Source organism: Peribacillus muralis, assembly GCF_001439925.1.
In the GTDB taxonomy this organism is placed as follows: Bacteria; Bacillota; Bacilli; order Bacillales; family DSM-1321; genus Peribacillus; species Peribacillus muralis.
Map to the genome: position 1 here is coordinate 349 of NZ_LMBV01000040.1, position 16,638 is coordinate 16,986.

17 protein-coding genes are annotated in these 16,638 nt (G+C 39.8%); 12 read left to right on the plus strand and 5 right to left on the minus strand.

Features of this window, described 5'->3' with window-relative positions; genetic code table 11:
* The 5 genes from ASU00_RS26460 to tsaD all read left to right on the plus strand — a co-directional run.
* Positions 1-198: hypothetical protein (locus ASU00_RS26460; RefSeq protein ID WP_236712819.1), on the plus strand; the 198-nt coding region annotated here is incomplete at its 5' end.
* Between the two features lie 3 nt (positions 199-201).
* On the plus strand, positions 202-654 hold the full coding sequence (gene tsaE / locus ASU00_RS23120) for a tRNA (adenosine(37)-N6)-threonylcarbamoyltransferase complex ATPase subunit type 1 TsaE (protein WP_057915798.1): 453 nt from the start codon (positions 202-204) through the stop codon (positions 652-654).
* Positions 654-1,346, plus strand: a complete 693-nt coding sequence (gene tsaB, locus ASU00_RS23125) for a tRNA (adenosine(37)-N6)-threonylcarbamoyltransferase complex dimerization subunit type 1 TsaB (RefSeq protein ID WP_057915799.1) — start codon at positions 654-656, stop codon at positions 1,344-1,346. Before tsaE ends, tsaB begins: the two co-directional genes overlap by 1 nt.
* Before the next feature lie 21 nt (positions 1,347-1,367).
* Positions 1,368-1,820, plus strand: coding sequence for a ribosomal protein S18-alanine N-acetyltransferase (rimI, locus tag ASU00_RS23130; protein WP_057915800.1), 453 nt, complete (start codon positions 1,368-1,370; stop codon positions 1,818-1,820).
* Complete coding sequence (gene tsaD, locus ASU00_RS23135; RefSeq protein WP_057915801.1) at positions 1,817-2,830, plus strand: tRNA (adenosine(37)-N6)-threonylcarbamoyltransferase complex transferase subunit TsaD; 1,014 nt, start codon at positions 1,817-1,819, stop codon at positions 2,828-2,830. Before rimI ends, tsaD begins: the two co-directional genes overlap by 4 nt.
* A gap of 276 nt (positions 2,831-3,106) precedes the next feature.
* Here the strand turns inward: tsaD and abc-f are convergent, their stop codons facing one another.
* Positions 3,107-5,026, minus strand: coding sequence for a ribosomal protection-like ABC-F family protein (gene abc-f / locus ASU00_RS23140; protein ID WP_057915802.1), 1,920 nt, complete (start codon positions 5,024-5,026; stop codon positions 3,107-3,109).
* 129 nt (positions 5,027-5,155) lie between these two features.
* Here abc-f and moaC point away from each other — a divergent pair, with 129 nt between their 5' ends.
* Positions 5,156-5,662, plus strand: a complete 507-nt coding sequence (moaC, locus tag ASU00_RS23145) for a cyclic pyranopterin monophosphate synthase MoaC (RefSeq protein WP_057915803.1) — start codon at positions 5,156-5,158, stop codon at positions 5,660-5,662.
* Positions 5,663-5,675: 13 nt separating this feature from the next.
* A complete protein-coding gene (locus ASU00_RS23150; RefSeq protein WP_057915804.1) occupies positions 5,676-6,338 on the plus strand; it encodes a redox-sensing transcriptional repressor Rex in 663 nt (220 codons plus the stop codon).
* A 32-nt stretch (positions 6,339-6,370) separates the two neighbouring features.
* Here the strand turns inward: ASU00_RS23150 and ASU00_RS23155 are convergent, their stop codons facing one another.
* Positions 6,371-6,583, minus strand: coding sequence for a YdiK family protein (locus ASU00_RS23155; RefSeq protein WP_057915805.1), 213 nt, complete (start codon positions 6,581-6,583; stop codon positions 6,371-6,373).
* A complete protein-coding gene (locus ASU00_RS23160) occupies positions 6,580-7,305 on the minus strand; it encodes a CPBP family intramembrane glutamic endopeptidase (protein WP_057915806.1) in 726 nt (241 codons plus the stop codon). Before ASU00_RS23160 ends, ASU00_RS23155 begins: the two co-directional genes overlap by 4 nt.
* A 327-nt stretch (positions 7,306-7,632) precedes the next feature.
* Here ASU00_RS23160 and groES point away from each other — a divergent pair, with 327 nt between their 5' ends.
* Entirely contained in the window at positions 7,633-7,917 is a 285-nt protein-coding gene (gene groES / locus ASU00_RS23165; protein WP_057915807.1) for a co-chaperone GroES, read from the plus strand.
* Positions 7,918-7,977: 60 nt separating this feature from the next.
* The gene (gene groL, locus ASU00_RS23170; protein WP_057915808.1) at positions 7,978-9,615 is read left to right on the plus strand and encodes a chaperonin GroEL; all 1,638 of its coding nucleotides are present in this window, start codon (positions 7,978-7,980) and stop codon (positions 9,613-9,615) included.
* Positions 9,616-9,704: 89 nt separating this feature from the next.
* On the opposite strand, the gene ASU00_RS23175 is transcribed toward groL, so the two are convergent.
* Entirely contained in the window at positions 9,705-10,871 is a 1,167-nt protein-coding gene (locus ASU00_RS23175; RefSeq protein ID WP_057915809.1) for a site-specific integrase, read from the minus strand.
* Between the two features lie 15 nt (positions 10,872-10,886).
* Entirely contained in the window at positions 10,887-11,849 is a 963-nt protein-coding gene (locus tag ASU00_RS23180; RefSeq protein ID WP_057915810.1) for a helix-turn-helix domain-containing protein, read from the minus strand.
* Positions 11,850-12,009: 160 nt separating this feature from the next.
* On the opposite strand from ASU00_RS23180, the gene ASU00_RS23185 reads away from it, so the two are divergent.
* The 3 genes from ASU00_RS23185 to ASU00_RS24830 all read left to right on the plus strand — a co-directional run.
* The gene (locus ASU00_RS23185; protein WP_057915811.1) at positions 12,010-12,312 is read left to right on the plus strand and encodes a helix-turn-helix domain-containing protein; all 303 of its coding nucleotides are present in this window, start codon (positions 12,010-12,012) and stop codon (positions 12,310-12,312) included.
* A gap of 152 nt (positions 12,313-12,464) precedes the next feature.
* Positions 12,465-14,903 carry a DUF927 domain-containing protein gene (locus tag ASU00_RS23190; protein ID WP_057915812.1) on the plus strand — a complete coding sequence of 813 codons (2,439 nt, stop codon included), beginning with the start codon at positions 12,465-12,467 and terminating at the stop codon, positions 14,901-14,903.
* A 1,639-nt stretch (positions 14,904-16,542) separates the two neighbouring features.
* A partial coding sequence (locus tag ASU00_RS24830) for an SDR family NAD(P)-dependent oxidoreductase (RefSeq protein WP_152983834.1) occupies positions 16,543-16,638 on the plus strand: 96 nt, incomplete at its 3' end.

Below are 16,638 nucleotides of genomic sequence, written 5' to 3' on the forward strand. Positions count from 1 at the left end.
ATAAAAAAAACGAAACTTATGTTTCGTTTTTTTGTTTTATCCGGAATTCGATTAATAATGATCTTAACTTATTTGTTTCTTCTTTTAAAACAAGGTAAACTACATATAGAGCTCTTTGACTACCGTATTAAATATATCGTTTTTGGTTCACGTCAAGAACTGGGGAACGATTTTGCTAATAATGATAAAGGTGATTGATATATGCAGCAAGTTGAATGGATTTCTCAAAATGAAGAAGAAACGGCTCTTTTTGCACAGAAGCTGGCTCAAAGGCTCTCAAGCAGTGATGTACTGGCTTTGGAAGGAGACTTGGGTGCAGGGAAAACGGCATTTACGAAAGGGTTGGCGAAAGGGTTAGGCGTTTCGAGAACAGTAAACAGCCCAACTTTTACGATAATAAAGGAATACATGGGTCGAATGCCACTATATCATATGGATGTATACCGGGTAAGTGAATCCGAAGAAGATTTAGGCTTCGATGAATATTTTGAAGGTGATGGCGTGACTGTCGTTGAATGGGCCCACCTGATAAAGGATCAGCTTCCTGATGAAATCTTGACCATCTATATTTATCGTCTCGGTGATTCCAGCAGGCGAATTGTCCTGGAACCTAAAGGCGAACGATATGTAACGTTATGTAAGGAGATTATTTGATGAAAGTTTTAGCGATAGATACATCGAACTTCACATTAGGGGTAGCTCTTGTGGATGGGAGTCAGGTCATTGGCGAGTATACGACAAATCTAAAGAAGAATCATTCAGTTCGGGTCATGCCGGCTATCGAGACGCTGCTTAAGGATTGTGATACGGCTCCAAAGGAATTGACCAAAATAGTGGTCGCCCAGGGACCAGGCTCTTATACAGGCGTAAGGATTGGTGTGACAATAGCCAAAACGCTGGCCTGGACGCTCCAAATTCCGTTATCAGGCGTTTCGAGCCTGGAAGTGTTAGCAGCCAATGGACGCCATTTTAACGGGCTGGTCTCTCCCTTGTTCGATGCAAGAAGAGGGCAGGTTTACACAGGATTATATGAGATGGAGAATAATCTGTTAAAGACGGTGCTGGAAGATTGTAATATCCTATCCTCTGAATGGGCGATAAGATTGAAGGAATATAATCGCCCCATTTTATTTGTTGGCCAAGATGTAACGATCCATCGCGATGCGATTACGGAAGCATTGGGTGATTTAGCCGTATTTGCCCCGATACAGTCCTTCAATTCAAGACCAAGCGAACTGGCCTTCATTGGCCTTAACAAGGCCGAAGAGGATATTCACCAGTTTGTTCCGAACTATATACGCATGGCCGAAGCAGAAGCTAAGTGGCTTGAACAGCAGGGGAAATAAAAAGGAAAGCGACCGATTAATATGAGTAAAACATTGACGTTCCGAAAGATGAAAACGGAAGATATCGACCAAGTGCTGCACGTGGAAACACAGTCCTTTACTTTGCCATGGAGCCGGGAAGCTTTCTTTAATGAATTGAATCATAATCAATATGCCGTATACATGGTAATAGAGGACGAAGGGAAAATTGCCGGTTATTGCGGTGCGTGGATCGTCATCGATGAATCGCACATCACCAATATTGCCATTCTGCCAGAATATCGCGGGCAAAAGCTTGGAGAAGCCTTGCTAAGGAAGATGATTGAAATCTCCATGGCCATGGGTGTGGTGAGGATGACGCTTGAAGTTCGCGTCAGTAATGAAGTGGCCATTTCCCTTTATGAAAAGCTAGGCTTTCAAAAGGGTGGAATACGTAAAAATTATTATACCGATAATCTAGAAGATGCTTATGTTATGTGGGTGAATTTAGCATGAAAACAGATCAATATATATTAGGAATTGAAACGAGCTGCGATGAAACCGCGGCTGCCGTCATTAAAAATGGAACGGAGATACTGAGCAATGTCGTGGCTTCCCAAATAGAAAGCCATAAACGATTTGGCGGTGTCGTCCCAGAAATTGCTTCCCGCCATCATGTAGAACAAATTACGATTGTTCTTGAAGAAGCACTGCTTCAGGCAGGTGTGACATATGAAGATTTGGATGCCATTGCCGTTACAGAAGGCCCCGGCCTTGTAGGGGCACTATTAATAGGTGTGAATGCGGCAAAAGCAGTCGCTTTCGCACATGGAATACCGATTGTCGGTACGCATCATATCGCCGGTCATATTTATGCTAATCGGCTTATACAGGAAATTGAATACCCTGCACTATCATTAGTCGTTTCAGGCGGACATACCGAATTGGTCCTTTTGGAAGAACCAGGATCCTTCAAGGTGATCGGGGAGACGCGTGATGATGCAGCAGGAGAGGCTTATGATAAAGTGGCCCGCACGTTGGGGCTTCCTTATCCGGGTGGGCCCCATATCGATAGGCTCGCCCAATTGGGTTCACCTTCCTTGAAGCTACCCCGGGCGTGGCTGGATGGAAGCTATGACTTTTCCTTCAGTGGATTGAAATCAGCCGTAATCAATACTTTGCATAATGCCGAACAGCGCGGGGAAAAGATTGAACCTGAGGATTTGGCTGCCAGTTTTCAGGCAAGTGTTATAGAAGTGCTCGTAATGAAGGCTGTAAAGGCTGCCAAGGAATATGATGTGAAGCAAGTATTGCTTGCTGGAGGAGTTGCGGCGAATAAAGGACTGAGAGAAGCATTAACGGAGGCCTTTTTGGAGCTGCCTATCAACCTATCCATCCCGCCCCTTTATCTTTGCACGGACAATGCGGCCATGATTGGTGCTGCCGGCAGTGTGATGTTCGAAAAAGGAAAGCGCTCTGGAATGGATTTGAACGGAAATCCAGGATTGGATATAGAAACGTTTTAAAGAATGAAAAGACAGGATTCCTCAATCGGGATTCTGTCTTTTTGCCCTGTATTTTTAAAAATAGAATATTCTGTGGATAAAGTTTTTCAAGAAATCAAACTACATGTGTATAAACAGACGTTTGTGTGGATAAGTGGATATGTTTCTGTGGATAATGTGCATAACTCAAATTAATCGCTTCTAAAAGGCAATTGTTTTGTTCATAAGTATGTGGATAACCTAGTTTGCATTCCAGTAAAAAAGAAAAAGACCGAGTCATCAGACTCTGGTCTTTTGTCACACATCCAATTCTGCCCATTCCTCGAGCAGCTGATCCAATGTTTCCTGTGCTTGATCAAGCTTTGTTTGGACCTCCATCACTTTTTCGTGGTCCTGGAAGACATTTGGGTCGCATAGGAGTTCGTTGTATTCGTTTATTTCAACTTCAAGCTGCTCCATGGCCGCTTCGATTTCCTCTATCCGCCGCTTTCTCTGGCGTTCAGCCTTTTTTGCTTCCTTATCGATCTTGTAATTTGTTTTTTCGACAGCCACATCTACGGATTTCGCTTGATTATCCTGTTCAAGTGCTTTGATCTCCGCTTGCTCCTGTTTTTTCTCTACATAGTAATCATAGTCACCGAGGAATTCCTCATTGCCTTCCTTGGAAAGCTCGATGACCTTCGTGGCAATCCGATTTATGAAATACCGGTCATGTGAGACGAAGAGAATCGTTCCAGGATAATCGATCAGTGCATTCTCAAGCACCAATTTACTGTCAAGATCCAAATGGTTTGTCGGCTCATCCAGAATTAAAAAGTTCCCTTTTTCCATCATCATCTTGGCAAGCGCCAGCCGAGCCTTCTCCCCGCCGCTTAAAGTGGACACGGTTTTCAGAACATCGTCTCCGCTAAATAGGAAATTACCGAGAACCGTACGTATATCCTTTTCCGGTTTAAGGGGATAGTCATCCCATAATTCATTGAGTACGCGTTTATTGGAAATCAGATTGGCTTGTTCCTGATCGTAGTAGCTGACCTCGACGTTCGTTCCGAAACGGAAAGACCCAGCACGTGCAGGCAATTTAGAAATGATCGTTTTCAATAATGTCGATTTTCCAACGCCGTTTGGACCGACTAGCGCAATGCTTTCACCTTTCGTCATTCGCGAGTCGATCTTTTTTGAAACCGTTTCATCCTCATAACCGATCGCCAAGTCCTGAAGGTGGAGCACTTCGTTACCGCTTTGCCTCTCAATCTGGAATGAAAAATTGGCGGATTTCTCATCTCCTTGCGGCTTGTCCAGCACGTCCATCTTTTCAAGCTGCTTGCGCCTGCTTTGAGCCCTTTTCGTGGTTGAGGCCCTAGTGATGTTCCGTTGGACAAAGTCGCGGAGCTTTTCGATTTCCCCCTGTTGTTTCTCGAACAGCTTCATATCCCGCTCATAATCCTCGGCTTTTCCCTCTAGGTAAGAACTATAATTGCCATAGTACTTTTTCATACTATTCCGGGAAATCTCATAAACCTGATTGACCACTTTATCGAGAAAATATCGGTCATGGGAAACGATAAGGACAGCTCCTTGATAGCTTTGTAAATATTGTTCAAGCCATGAGAGGGTTTCGATGTCCAAATGGTTCGTCGGCTCATCGAGAATCAATATATCCGGCTTCCTTAACAACAGCTTCCCTAACGCAAGTCTCGTTTTTTGCCCACCGCTTAAAGTGGAAATGAGGGTAGAGTAATCAAAGTCAGCAAACTGAAGACCATGCAATACGGAACGGATATCCGCTTCATACTGATAACCGCCCTTTTCTTTAAAGGCGACCATCAGCGCGTCATATTCATTGAGGACTTTTTGGTAAATGACCTCTTCCTCAAAGATATCTGGCCTGGCCATATCGGCCTCAAGGCGGCGCAATTCCTGCTCTTGATCCATAAGATCCTTGAAAACGGTAAGCATCTCATCCCATATGGACAGCTCGGATTCGAGGCCGGTATCTTGTGCCATGTAACCGATAGTGACACCTTTTGGCTTGATGATTTCACCGCCATCATAAGATAGCTGCCCGGCTATGATTTTTAGCAACGTCGATTTACCCGCGCCGTTCCGCCCGACAAGTGCAATTCGATCTTTATTTTGAATTTCGAGCTTCATGTTTGATAAAATAAGTTCAGCACCGTAATATTTTGATAGTTGATTGATTTGTAATAAAATCATAATTTCACCTCAATTGATTATTGTTAGTGTAACGTATTATAGTTATTATCGGCAATAGCTTGGTTCCGGGTCGAAACAAGCTGTTACATAAAGTGGAATAATAGTGTATTATTTAGGAGGGGTTATTTAATGGCAGACTTGACGCACTTCAATGATCAAGGCAGGGCAAAAATGGTTGATGTGAGTGCTAAGCCGGAAACGACCCGTACGGCAACGGCTCGATCGAGCATTTTAGTGAACGATGAAATATATGAAGCGATTACTAACCAGAAAATGAAAAAGGGGGATGTATTGGCTGTCGCACAAGTTGCGGGAATCATGGCCAGCAAGAATACGTCCAACATCATCCCGATGTGCCATCCCATTGCACTGCAAGGAGTCGATATAGGCTTTGATTGGGTAAAGGAAGCGCAAGGATATAGACTTGTGATTGAAACGGAAGCTAAGACAAAAGGAAGTACAGGTGTGGAAATGGAAGCGTTAACAGCTTCATCCGTGACTGCCCTTACTGTATATGACATGTGTAAGGCCTTGGATAAGGGTATGGTAATCGGGCCTACATTCTTAGTGGAGAAAACAGGTGGAGTATCCAGCAACGATTATAGTAGACAAGTAAATCAAACAAATAGAGATTGAAAAGTGGGGAAGAATGATGAACCATGACCCAAAGATACCACAGGCTACTGCCAAAAGGTTGCCATTGTACTATCGATTTTTAAAGAACTTACACTCGTCAGGAAAACAGAGAGTTTCCTCGGCGGAGCTAAGCGAAGCTGTAAAGGTGGATTCTGCTACCATTCGTCGCGATTTTTCCTACTTTGGCGCGCTTGGGAAAAAAGGCTACGGCTACAATGTCAATTATTTATTATCCTTCTTTAGAAAAACACTCGACCAAGATGAACTGACGAAGGTCGCTTTAATTGGGGTAGGGAATTTAGGGACCGCGTTCTTGAATTACAACTTCATAAAAAATAATAATACAAAGATTGAAATGGCATTTGAAGTTTCCGAAGATAAGGTTGGAAAGCAAATAGCCGATGTACCGATCTACCATATGGATCAAATCGATACACTATTGCAGGAAAATAATATTACCGCTGCTATCCTGACAGTCCCTGCACAAGTGGCCCAAACGATCACCGATCGCCTGGTCAAAGCCGACATTAAAGGAATATTGAACTTCACACCTGCACGACTGACGGTACCCCCATCCATAAGGGTGCACCACATTGACCTTGCGGTGGAGCTACAATCGCTCATCTACTTTTTGAAGCATTATCCGGTAGTCGAAGAAGCGGCATTGGAAGAATGAAAGAAAAACGCTGCATCTTTGCAGCGTTTTTTTTATTTTTTCTTATTTTTTTGCGCTGCCTTGATCTTAAAGTGGACCATGATCATCCGTAAACCCGATCCGAAGTCAAGCGTCGCGATAAGGACAAGTATGTAGGCGAAGATTCCCCATCCAGACGAATTGACGGTTTGAATCGCGATGCCCGTAAAAAGGGCCCCTAAGCCTGCATAAATGATTCCCATGAATAATGGTGATTGTCGTTTCATAATAAACCTCCGATGAAGGCCTGTGCAGTATCCAGCATCTTCTCAATTTGCTCACGATTCACGACTTGAAAGATGACAACAAGCGTATTCATCGCAATATGGGCGCTCATGGACACGAGGATGCGGCCTGTTTTCGCATAAAGAAAAGCAAAGGTGAAGCCCATTGCCGTATATAAAAGAAGATGCTCCAATTCACCATGCGCCAAGCCGAAAATTACCGAGCTGAGTACAGCAGAAATGAAGAAGTTAAAGCGTTTATGAAGAGATCCGAAAATGATTTTCCGGAAAATGATTTCTTCCATTATTGGTCCAATTACGGAAGTGACGAAAATGACCATGGGGACTTTGGAAATGATTTCAATCAGTTGCTGCGTATTTTCGGATTCAGGCTTTACACCAAGACTTTGTTCAATGATTCCAGCAACCGTTTGAGCAGTTAATGCCAGGAACACTCCGGCTATCGCCCACAAAATGGATGTGCGAACGGAGGCTTGGTTGCTTGTGTCCATCTTTTCCTTCATATCTTTTCTCATTAAAAAAAGAATCAAGGCTAATGCAACGAAAAAGCTGAATACGATCCAGTATGCTGCAGACTTTTGCTCAAGTTCATCTGCAGGCATTCCTATTGAAGTCCCGATCAGCATGAAAATGGGTATCCCGACAATACTGGAAAATTGCATGGCAATGTAAGTGATGATGACGAACCAATATTCTTTTTTCAAAAATGAAAACTCCTTTTATTTAGTCGCCCATTTCGCCTAAAAACGTTCCTGACAGGGGGACAATCTATAAACGCATACTCCAAAATGGTATCAAATAATGAGGCAGAACACCACTTAAAGGTACCCCTGTAAAAACATTTCCGTATCTAATCATTATGTTAATGTAGTATACCCGGAATTTATCAGAAATTAATAAAAAATTTTCGATAAGATACTTGCAAAAAAGGCTCGGTTTATTTAATATTATAAATGTGTTAGCACTCGATGGTGATGAGTGCTAATAAACATGAAACAAATTATCAAGAGAATATGAGGAGGTTGTTTCACTTGTTAAAACCATTAGGTGATCGCGTTATTATTGAACTAGTTCAATCTGAAGAAAAAACTGCTAGCGGTATTGTTCTTCCTGATACTGCAAAAGAAAAGCCACAAGAAGGTAAGGTAGTAGCAGTCGGTACTGGCCGTATCCTTGAAAATGGCGAACGTGTTGCTTTAGAGGTAGCCCAAGGCGATCTAATTATCTTCTCAAAATATGCAGGTACTGAAGTTAAATACGAAAATGCTGAATACTTAATTTTACGTGAAAGCGACATTCTAGCTGTTATCGGCTAACTATACATCATACTTAACTGAACGAAAAATTTTCTTAAAATTTTAGGGAGGTAATTATAAATGGCTAAAGAAATCAAATTTAGTGAAGAAGCTCGCCGCTCCATGCTTCGTGGTGTGGACGCACTTGCAGACGCAGTTAAAGTAACGCTTGGACCAAAAGGTCGTAACGTGGTTCTTGAGAAAAAATTCGGTTCACCGCTAATCACGAATGACGGTGTGACGATCGCTAAAGAAATCGAATTGGAAGATGCATTCGAAAACATGGGTGCGAAATTGGTTGCTGAAGTAGCAAGCAAAACAAACGACGTAGCTGGTGACGGTACAACGACTGCAACGGTTCTAGCGCAAGCGATGATCCGTGAAGGTCTGAAAAACGTTACAGCTGGTGCGAACCCAATGGGTATCCGCAAAGGGATCGAGAAAGCGGTCAATACTGCCATTGCAGAATTGAAAGCCATTTCCCAACCTGTCGAAAACAAAGAATCGATTGCACAAGTTGCTGCCATCTCTTCAGCTGATGAAGAAGTGGGCCAACTGATTGCTGAAGCAATGGAACGCGTTGGTAACGACGGCGTCATCACGATTGAAGAGTCCAAAGGTTTCACAACAGAATTGGACGTAGTAGAAGGTATGCAGTTCGATCGCGGATATGCCTCTCCTTACATGGTTACTGATTCAGATAAAATGGAAGCAGTCCTTGAAAATCCATATATCTTGATCACTGACAAAAAAATCACGAATATCCAAGAAATCCTTCCTGTACTTGAGCAAGTCGTACAACAAGGAAAACCGCTATTATTGATTGCTGAAGATGTAGAAGGCGAAGCGCTTGCAACTCTTGTTGTAAATAAACTTCGTGGAACATTCAATGCAGTTGCGGTTAAAGCTCCTGGTTTCGGTGACCGTCGTAAAGCAATGCTTGAAGACATCGCAGCTCTTACAGGCGGCGAAGTAATCACTGAAGAAATCGGACTTGACCTTAAATCTGCAACAATCGAATCTTTAGGACGTGCGTCTAAAGTGGTTGTTACAAAAGAAAACACAACGATCGTCGAAGGATCTGGAGATACAGCGCAAATTCAAGCTCGTGTAAACCAAATCCGTGTTCAATTAGAAGAAACGACTTCTGAATTCGATCGCGAAAAATTACAAGAACGCCTTGCTAAATTAGCTGGCGGTGTAGCGGTAATCAAAGTCGGTGCAGCTACTGAAACAGAATTAAAAGAACGTAAACTTCGTATTGAAGATGCTTTGAACTCCACTCGTGCCGCTGTTGAAGAAGGTATCGTAGCCGGTGGTGGTACAGCACTTCTTAACGTATACAATAAAATCGCTGAAATCCAAGCGGAAGGCGACGTAGCAACAGGCGTTAAAATCGTTCTTCGTGCAATCGAAGAGCCTGTACGCCAAATCGCTCACAACGCTGGACTTGAAGGCTCTGTAATCGTAGAACGCCTAAAAGGCGAAGCAGTAGGCACTGGCTTCAACGCAGCTACTGGCGAATGGGTCAACATGATCGCATCCGGCATCGTCGATCCAACCAAAGTAACTCGTTCAGCTCTACAAAACGCTGGATCAGTTGCGGCCATGTTCTTAACAACAGAAGCTGTTGTTGCTGACAAACCAGAACCAGCAGGCGCTGGCGGCATGGGCATGCCTGACATGGGCGGCATGGGTGGAATGGGCGGCATGATGTAATAGGTTTTTAAATCCCTTTGATATAGGGGTTTAAAGAGTATTTAGAAATAAATGCTCACCTATTTGCTCACCTAACATGTAAATATCTCTTAAAGTTGAAGGTCTTCCATCAGTTTACTGAACTGAAGGGAGGCCTTTTCTTCCATGTTGTCAGTCATATGAGCATAGATATTCATCGTTGTTTGAATATCAGTATGTCCTAATCGTTGTTGAATTTCTTTCAACCCCACTCCTGCTTCGATCAGTAAGGATGTATGCGTATGCCTGAATGAATGCAACGTTATTTCCTTGTTGATATGCGGTAACTTCTTAAGAAGACGTTGTAATCGTATTGCAGGGAGTTTTTGAACCAATGGAAATCCCTCTGGTGAAGTGAAGACAAAGTTTTCATCTAAGTACTGATGCCTGTTTTGGATTTTCATTTTATTTTGCTGTAGCAGATGCTTTTTTAGTAACTTCATGACCTGATCGTCCATTTTAATCGTACGTATAGATCCTTTTGTTTTTGGTGTAAGCAATGTGTAATTTATCTTGTTGTTCGTGGGATTATATAAAGTCTTGGATATTCTTATAGATCCACTCTTAAAATTGATATCAGGCCACTTGAGAGCTAAAGATTCACCTATCCGAATGCCTGAATAGGCTAATAGCGAAAACAGCGTATAATCATTACTAAGTCCTTCAGTACGAGCGAGGGATAAGAATTCTATGAGCTCGTTCTTTTCTAGGAATTTTTTTCTGAGATTCTCTTTTTCAACTTCCTCAATAGTAGCTTGTTGTTTAGGAAGGCTATAATTTTCTGTCGGATTCTGTTGTAACCATTCCGACTCAACGGCAAATTTGAAGATCATTCTGCCTGTTGTATGAATACCATCCATATAGTTCTGTGAATACATTCTGCTTAGCTCATTTAAATATTCTCTATAAACAGACTTACTAATACTTTTTATTGGTGTGTTTGTCCACTGTTTAAGTAATACGTTAGATTCCTTCGTTCTAGCACGAACACTACTTACTTTAGATTGGGTAGAATAACTTTCAATCCACTTTTCTGCTAACGTATGAAAGTTCATATTAGAGTCTTGTACGAATTCTCCTCTAGAAACTTTGAATTCCATCTCTTTAGCTGCATCTTTAGCTGCTGTTTTAGAAGAAAAACCTGATTTAGTAAGCTGTTTTCGCTTTTTTGTAATAGAGTCTATGCCTAAGTTGACGGTGTAACTCCACTTATTTCCCCGTTTACGAAAGTAAGCCATTATGAGCCTCCTTTATTAGTCATCTTCCAATAACAATTTCAGCATCGCCTTTACTTTTTCTATTTCAGATTTTGTTAACACTTTATCTTTATATAAAACATCATGTTCCTTTTGATTGAGTAAGTTATCGAGGTTGAAAAAGTTTCCTTCTAATTCTTCATAAGTGTAAGTTACGTAATACTCGACTCCATTTTCATCTGTCTTTTTATGCACTGACTTTACACTGAAAGATATGGTTTCAGTGTCGCTTTCACCGTAATCCCTGATATAGCTTTCTAGAGTCTTGCTCCTTACTACATCTCTAAACCATGCTCCAAAGTTTCCTACACCTAATATCTCTCCTATTTTTTCTCCATATTCTTTAAGAAGAGATGAAGAATTTTTGAGGTTCTTTTCAAGTGTCTGATAAGTCTTACTATCCATATTTAAATGATTTGCCATTTCTTCAATGTCTACATTCCTGTGTATTCTTAGTATTTTTAGAAAGTCACCAGCAGTAGCACTAGTTGAAAGGAAAGCTTCGAAAGATTCATTAATCTCGTCTATGTCTATGTCATCGTAATGAGACTTTTCTATGGGTACCATTTTATTGGTAGCTTGAGCCCAAAGTTTATCAATTTTGGTTTTCGGATTATCAAACTTGGGGAAAGAATTAAACTGGCGAATGCGATAATCATAAAGAATTTTCTTTTTGTCCTCGATGGGAAAAGTTTTTATTAGTTCCGGTATGTTAACTGACTCTTTTTCAACTTCAAGGTTCATGAAACCCGCAATTCTCATTAAAAAAAAGTAATTGACTCCTAACCCATTTGCAATTTTTTTAATTAATTCAGGTTGTGGTACGTCTCTATTACCATTCTCAATCTGAGAGATATAAGAATGAGATACCCCAGATTGTTCGCTTAGAGATCTAATAGACATTCCTTTTGACTTTCTAATTCGCTTAATTTCTTCACCAAAAGGACTCACTTTTTTCATACAACACCTTCTTCCTTATTAATCCCCTTAACTTTATCACAATTGTGAACAAATGTGTAAAATTGGTTGCAAAATTATAGGTAATGATTTACACTTTTTGTGTACACAGTTGCAACCATGTTAGTTTCTACTGTAATCGAAATAGTTAGGGGGAGAATATATGATTAGCTTTGAAATTGATCAAGAGTTGTTGAAGGCACTTTACATTCAGAAGGTAGAGGAACACCTAAGGGAGATTGAACAAGAGGTATTTTTCATGGATTCAAAACAGTTGGCAACTTATTTAAACATGTCCTGGAATACCATCGTCTCGAACCTTTTATATGATGAAGATTTTCCCAAAGTCAGATTAGGTTCAAAATGGTTGTTTAATAGAAAGGAAGTTCAAGAGTTTATGAAGGCATATTACGTTGAAGTTCGAAATAATGGCGGTGATATTTTGAAGTATAAACGGAAGCTATAATTTTTGGATGGATGTGTTTGTGATGGATGAAAGACTACAAAAAAACCCACTAACTCATAGGCGTGAGTTAATAGGCGTAAAAAAACATTACACTCTTATTTTATATTCGAATTAAGGAATAAGCAAATGCAAAAATATAAGGGGGAAGTGCTATGGCTAATTGGGAATCTGTCACTCAAAATGTAGAAAAAGTTCTCCCAGGTGCGAAAATTATTAAATGTCTAGGTTATTTAAATGGGAATACCAACTATAGTGCAGCTAAAAGGCCGTTTGAGTCATATAAACATAAAGAAAGTTTAACTGAAGAGGAAATACAAAAACATCTATCAAAGGGTGGATGGATTGGAGCATTAATTCCAAGAGGATTAATTGTAATCGATGTAGATATTCTAGAGCATGCTTCTTATCTTGTAGAGTTGCTCAGAGGAGAAAAGATCCATCATCATCTAATCAAAACACCTAGAGGCTTTCAATTTATTTTTAAGGCAACTTCTGATGAGAACATGCAAGTGAAAATGATTAGTCACTTCTTTTCATCCTTAGGGATTGTAGTAGACACTCGCGTTGGCACAACTAATAGTTTAATAGTGTTTCCGACTTATAACACAGAAGGTAGGTTCATATCTCAAATAACGAGTCACCCCGCTGAACTGCCTTGGTTCTTAAGACCAGTTTGGAATGCTGAAAGAACAAAAGGTTATGAGTTTTCAATCCCTATGCAAAACGGATCACGTAATCAATCTCTCTATGATTTTGGAAGAAGGTTGAAATCAACGGGAGTAGCGATGGAGCAAGTTGAGAAATGCATGCTATTAATCTATCAGTATTTCTGTATAGATAAAGACGCTAGCTACACTATAAATGATGTAAAGGCTTCTATTGCTAGTATTGGAAAACTAGAGTCTACTACAAGAAAAAAGCAGTTGGAACAATCAGAGCCAAGCAACAATGAAATTAGTAAAGTATCAGGATTTGTCATACCTGACCCATATCGTATAAAGCATAATTCACTTTATAGAGTGGAAGTGAAAAAGGTCAACGGAGAATTACAAGACATTGAAGTCTTTGTGAGCAGGAATGTTCCATTCATAACTAAGTACTTGGAACATATTGAAAAAAGCGAGATACATTATGAAATTAGTTGGCGTAACAAAGGAAAGGACTATAAGGAAACTGTTCCTGCCGGTATGTTAGCTTCGAGGCGTGAATTATTGGCTCTTGCAGATAAAGGGCTAAGTTGCAATGATTCAAACTCTAAACATTTAATTGAATACTTTGATTTGTTCATAGGATTAAATGAAATACCGACAGTCAAAATGGTAAATCGGCTAGGGGATGTAAAGGGAAACTTTATACATCCAATTTCAACTAAAGACATACATATTGTTCCGAGTGATGGGGGCGAACATCAAATATTAGAGTCCATTCGAGTGAAAGGAACTGTTGAAAGTTGGATTAAAAATGTATTTAACTTAGTGAAGGATCATCCAAAGGCTGTGTTTCCTTTACTAGCATCTTTTGCTTCGGTTATTTTACATGAGTTCGATATGAAGCCCATAGTTGTTGATGTATCAGGAGAATCCAGTAGTGGTAAAAGTGGTTTACTTCTACTCTGTTCATCTGTATGGGGGAACCCTAAAGAGTATATTGGATCCTTTAACACAACCAAAGTGGCGGTTGAAAGAAGATCCGCATTCCTGAATTCTTATCCTCAAATACTTGATGATTCAAATGGAGTAAACGACACCAAAATGATTCAAACGATGATCTATCAATTTGTAAATAACATAGGAAAGCTAAGAGGAAGTATTACGGGCAGTCAACACACCGCATCATGGAGATCAATTATGTTAACATCCGGTGAAAATGAAATCTTGGCTTATGCAGAAGCTCAAGGAGTAGCTGCAAGAGTAATTCCTATTACTAAGTTCTCGTTTGAAGGTGAAGACGAAGACTTTTCAGGAAAACTTTACACCTCATTTACTGACAATCATGGTGCAATTGGAATTGAGTTCTTAAATCGTTGGAAAGATAAGCGAACTATTTATTCACGGGAATTTGAAGAGTACAGAAAAATGTATTTGAAAAAATCAGTTGAGAATGATGTTGCGAGAAGAATTTCTCTTCATTACTCTTTTATAGTGTTTACTGGAAAGGTGCTAAATGACCTTTTTATTCGTGAAGGATTAGATGTGGATTTAAAAGCTCTTGAGGAACTTTTCTACAATATATCAAATGAAAACAAGGCGGTTGATAGGCCTTTATTAGAGCTGGAACAGTTACTTGAAGAGATTGATTCAAATCGTAATAGATTATACGTAGATTATGAACCTACACAAACTATTAGTGCTCTATATCACAATGGGGAATTGTATTTAACTCCTGCGTACATTAAAGAGAGTTTAGGGGTAAATGCAAAACAAATTCGAAGTGCTTGGTTGAAGAGAAATGTCACAAACACTTTTAAAAACAAGGACTTGGATGTTGATTACACAACTATTAATAAAAGAGGAAGGGCACATAAAGGAATTTTAATTAATAAAGATATTATCAAAAAGTTGGGATTTGACTTCAGCACAAAAGAGTATTGAAATAAATCAAGGGTTACATGAGGATACATGATTTGTATTCTTTTGTAACCCTTAAAACGTTGATAGAGTGTTTTTTTAAAGATATAAATACAATAATACAAAAATTACAAGTAGTATTATATATTTATATGGAATTTTGTTTTTATTAGTGCAGGCTAAATTATAGTATACTACTGTTTCTTTTTTTTCTTGTATTTTTGTAATTTCAACTAAATACAGCAAAAATAGCGTTGATACATCTATGTTTTAAATGAATACAAAGTAGTGAATTATAGTCTATTTTAATGTAACTGCAAGTATCAGCCTCCCGTAATTTGTATCCACATGTCAAAAATTTTGGATTAAAAGATAACTAGCTGTTAAGTTAACCTGAATTGGGAAACGAGTAAAAGAACTAAGACAAGAATTCGTGTTTTTAGTAGACATATCACAAACCCGTTCTTTTCTCCGAATTCAAGAACAGAACATGTAAGCAAGCAGTTTAAATGTATATTTTCTTTTACATGATAAGGAAGACGTATGTGTTTTAGAGGAATACACCTTTTAGGACTCATATAAATAATAAAGAGGCGAATGAGGCCCAACCTACGATAGTACAGAAGGCAGCTGAATCTCAGCGAGTAGCGACCTATGCTCTCTTGGACATCACAACTACATGGCAAGGAGAACAAGGCTAGGCCCGAGGATAAAGAGAGGAACCCAAAAAGGCCAGGAAAGCAATTCTCGTGGCGAGGCCAAGCCCGCGCATGGCCCAAGAATCATGGAAGAAGATAGATCCCCACGAGTAGCAACCTATGCTAGCCGATAAGTACTGTACAATCTTACGGGTACGTTGATACATCCTTTATATATTATGGGAGAACAGCAAAAGAGCGAAAGCAGAGGAAGCGGCAAAATTCCAGAAGAAAAAGCGGCTGAAGCCAAAGCTAAAGCTAAAGAAGCTGCAGAGAAAGCTGAATGCGTTTTGACGAGATCCGTGCATACCCTATTTTTTTACCTTTTCCCATAACTAACTCTTCCTTTCAATCTACTTATCTACTTCATTTATTATACAACTTAAATTTGACAAACAAAATCCACTTAAATTAGCATTTTTAATTGTCTACTATGAGTGTACTTAAAATCAACTGCCACTGTTGAACACTTGCTAAATCCGTACCTTCTACTAGTTTCAGCCCAACCCTATTAAGCAGTGTAGATACACGAAGTAAGTTCATGATAATTTTTTACTTTTGAATCCACAATAAGCCTCCTTTAAAATGGTTAATATATTGACTATCTGTAATAATCAAAAGTACATACGTCATCACAGAATTCCATTGAAAACTGCTTCCTCCAGCAAGAATGAGATAAAGTATGCTTCTAAAAGGAGCTACGATTAACAGGTAGGCGTTTCAACAGACTCAGTATCACATGTATCTTCTCATTCTCTTGCAGCAGGAATTCATGNNNGTTATCAGTTTGGTTATTACGCCCGGGTTCCTAAAAAGAAAAAAGAAGAACAAGCAGATGACTTAATTATTTGATGCCCCACGATTAGGCCCTTCATTTATTAGGATGCTCCTAATCGGTGTATCAATATAACACACCAGAAATAACAAACTTCACCAAAATCAAGATACTAAAGGAGAGAGAAAAGATGAATAAAAAAGTAGCTATCGTAACGGGAGCCAGTCGAGGAATTGGTGCTGCAACAGCTAAACTGTTAGCTGAACGTGGAGCTAAAGTAGTTGTT

Bases quoted from the DNA above. Each gene is read 5' to 3' on its own strand.
- tsaE (WP_057915798.1), top strand. From the start codon at position 202: ATGCAGCAAGTTGAATGGATTTCTCAAAATGAAGAAGAAACGGCTCTT.
- tsaB (WP_057915799.1), top strand. From the start codon at position 654: ATGAAAGTTTTAGCGATAGATACATCGAACTTCACATTAGGGGTAGCT.
- rimI (WP_057915800.1), top strand. From the start codon at position 1,368: ATGAGTAAAACATTGACGTTCCGAAAGATGAAAACGGAAGATATCGAC.
- tsaD (WP_057915801.1), top strand. From the start codon at position 1,817: ATGAAAACAGATCAATATATATTAGGAATTGAAACGAGCTGCGATGAA.
- abc-f (WP_057915802.1), bottom strand. From the start codon at position 5,026: ATGATTTTATTACAAATCAATCAACTATCAAAATATTACGGTGCTGAA.
- moaC (WP_057915803.1), top strand. From the start codon at position 5,156: ATGGCAGACTTGACGCACTTCAATGATCAAGGCAGGGCAAAAATGGTT.
- ASU00_RS23150 (WP_057915804.1), top strand. From the start codon at position 5,676: ATGATGAACCATGACCCAAAGATACCACAGGCTACTGCCAAAAGGTTG.
- ASU00_RS23155 (WP_057915805.1), bottom strand. From the start codon at position 6,583: ATGAAACGACAATCACCATTATTCATGGGAATCATTTATGCAGGCTTA.
- groL (WP_057915808.1), top strand. From the start codon at position 7,978: ATGGCTAAAGAAATCAAATTTAGTGAAGAAGCTCGCCGCTCCATGCTT.
- ASU00_RS23175 (WP_057915809.1), bottom strand. From the start codon at position 10,871: ATGGCTTACTTTCGTAAACGGGGAAATAAGTGGAGTTACACCGTCAAC.
- ASU00_RS23180 (WP_057915810.1), bottom strand. From the start codon at position 11,849: ATGAAAAAAGTGAGTCCTTTTGGTGAAGAAATTAAGCGAATTAGAAAG.
- ASU00_RS23185 (WP_057915811.1), top strand. From the start codon at position 12,010: ATGATTAGCTTTGAAATTGATCAAGAGTTGTTGAAGGCACTTTACATT.
- ASU00_RS23190 (WP_057915812.1), top strand. From the start codon at position 12,465: ATGGCTAATTGGGAATCTGTCACTCAAAATGTAGAAAAAGTTCTCCCA.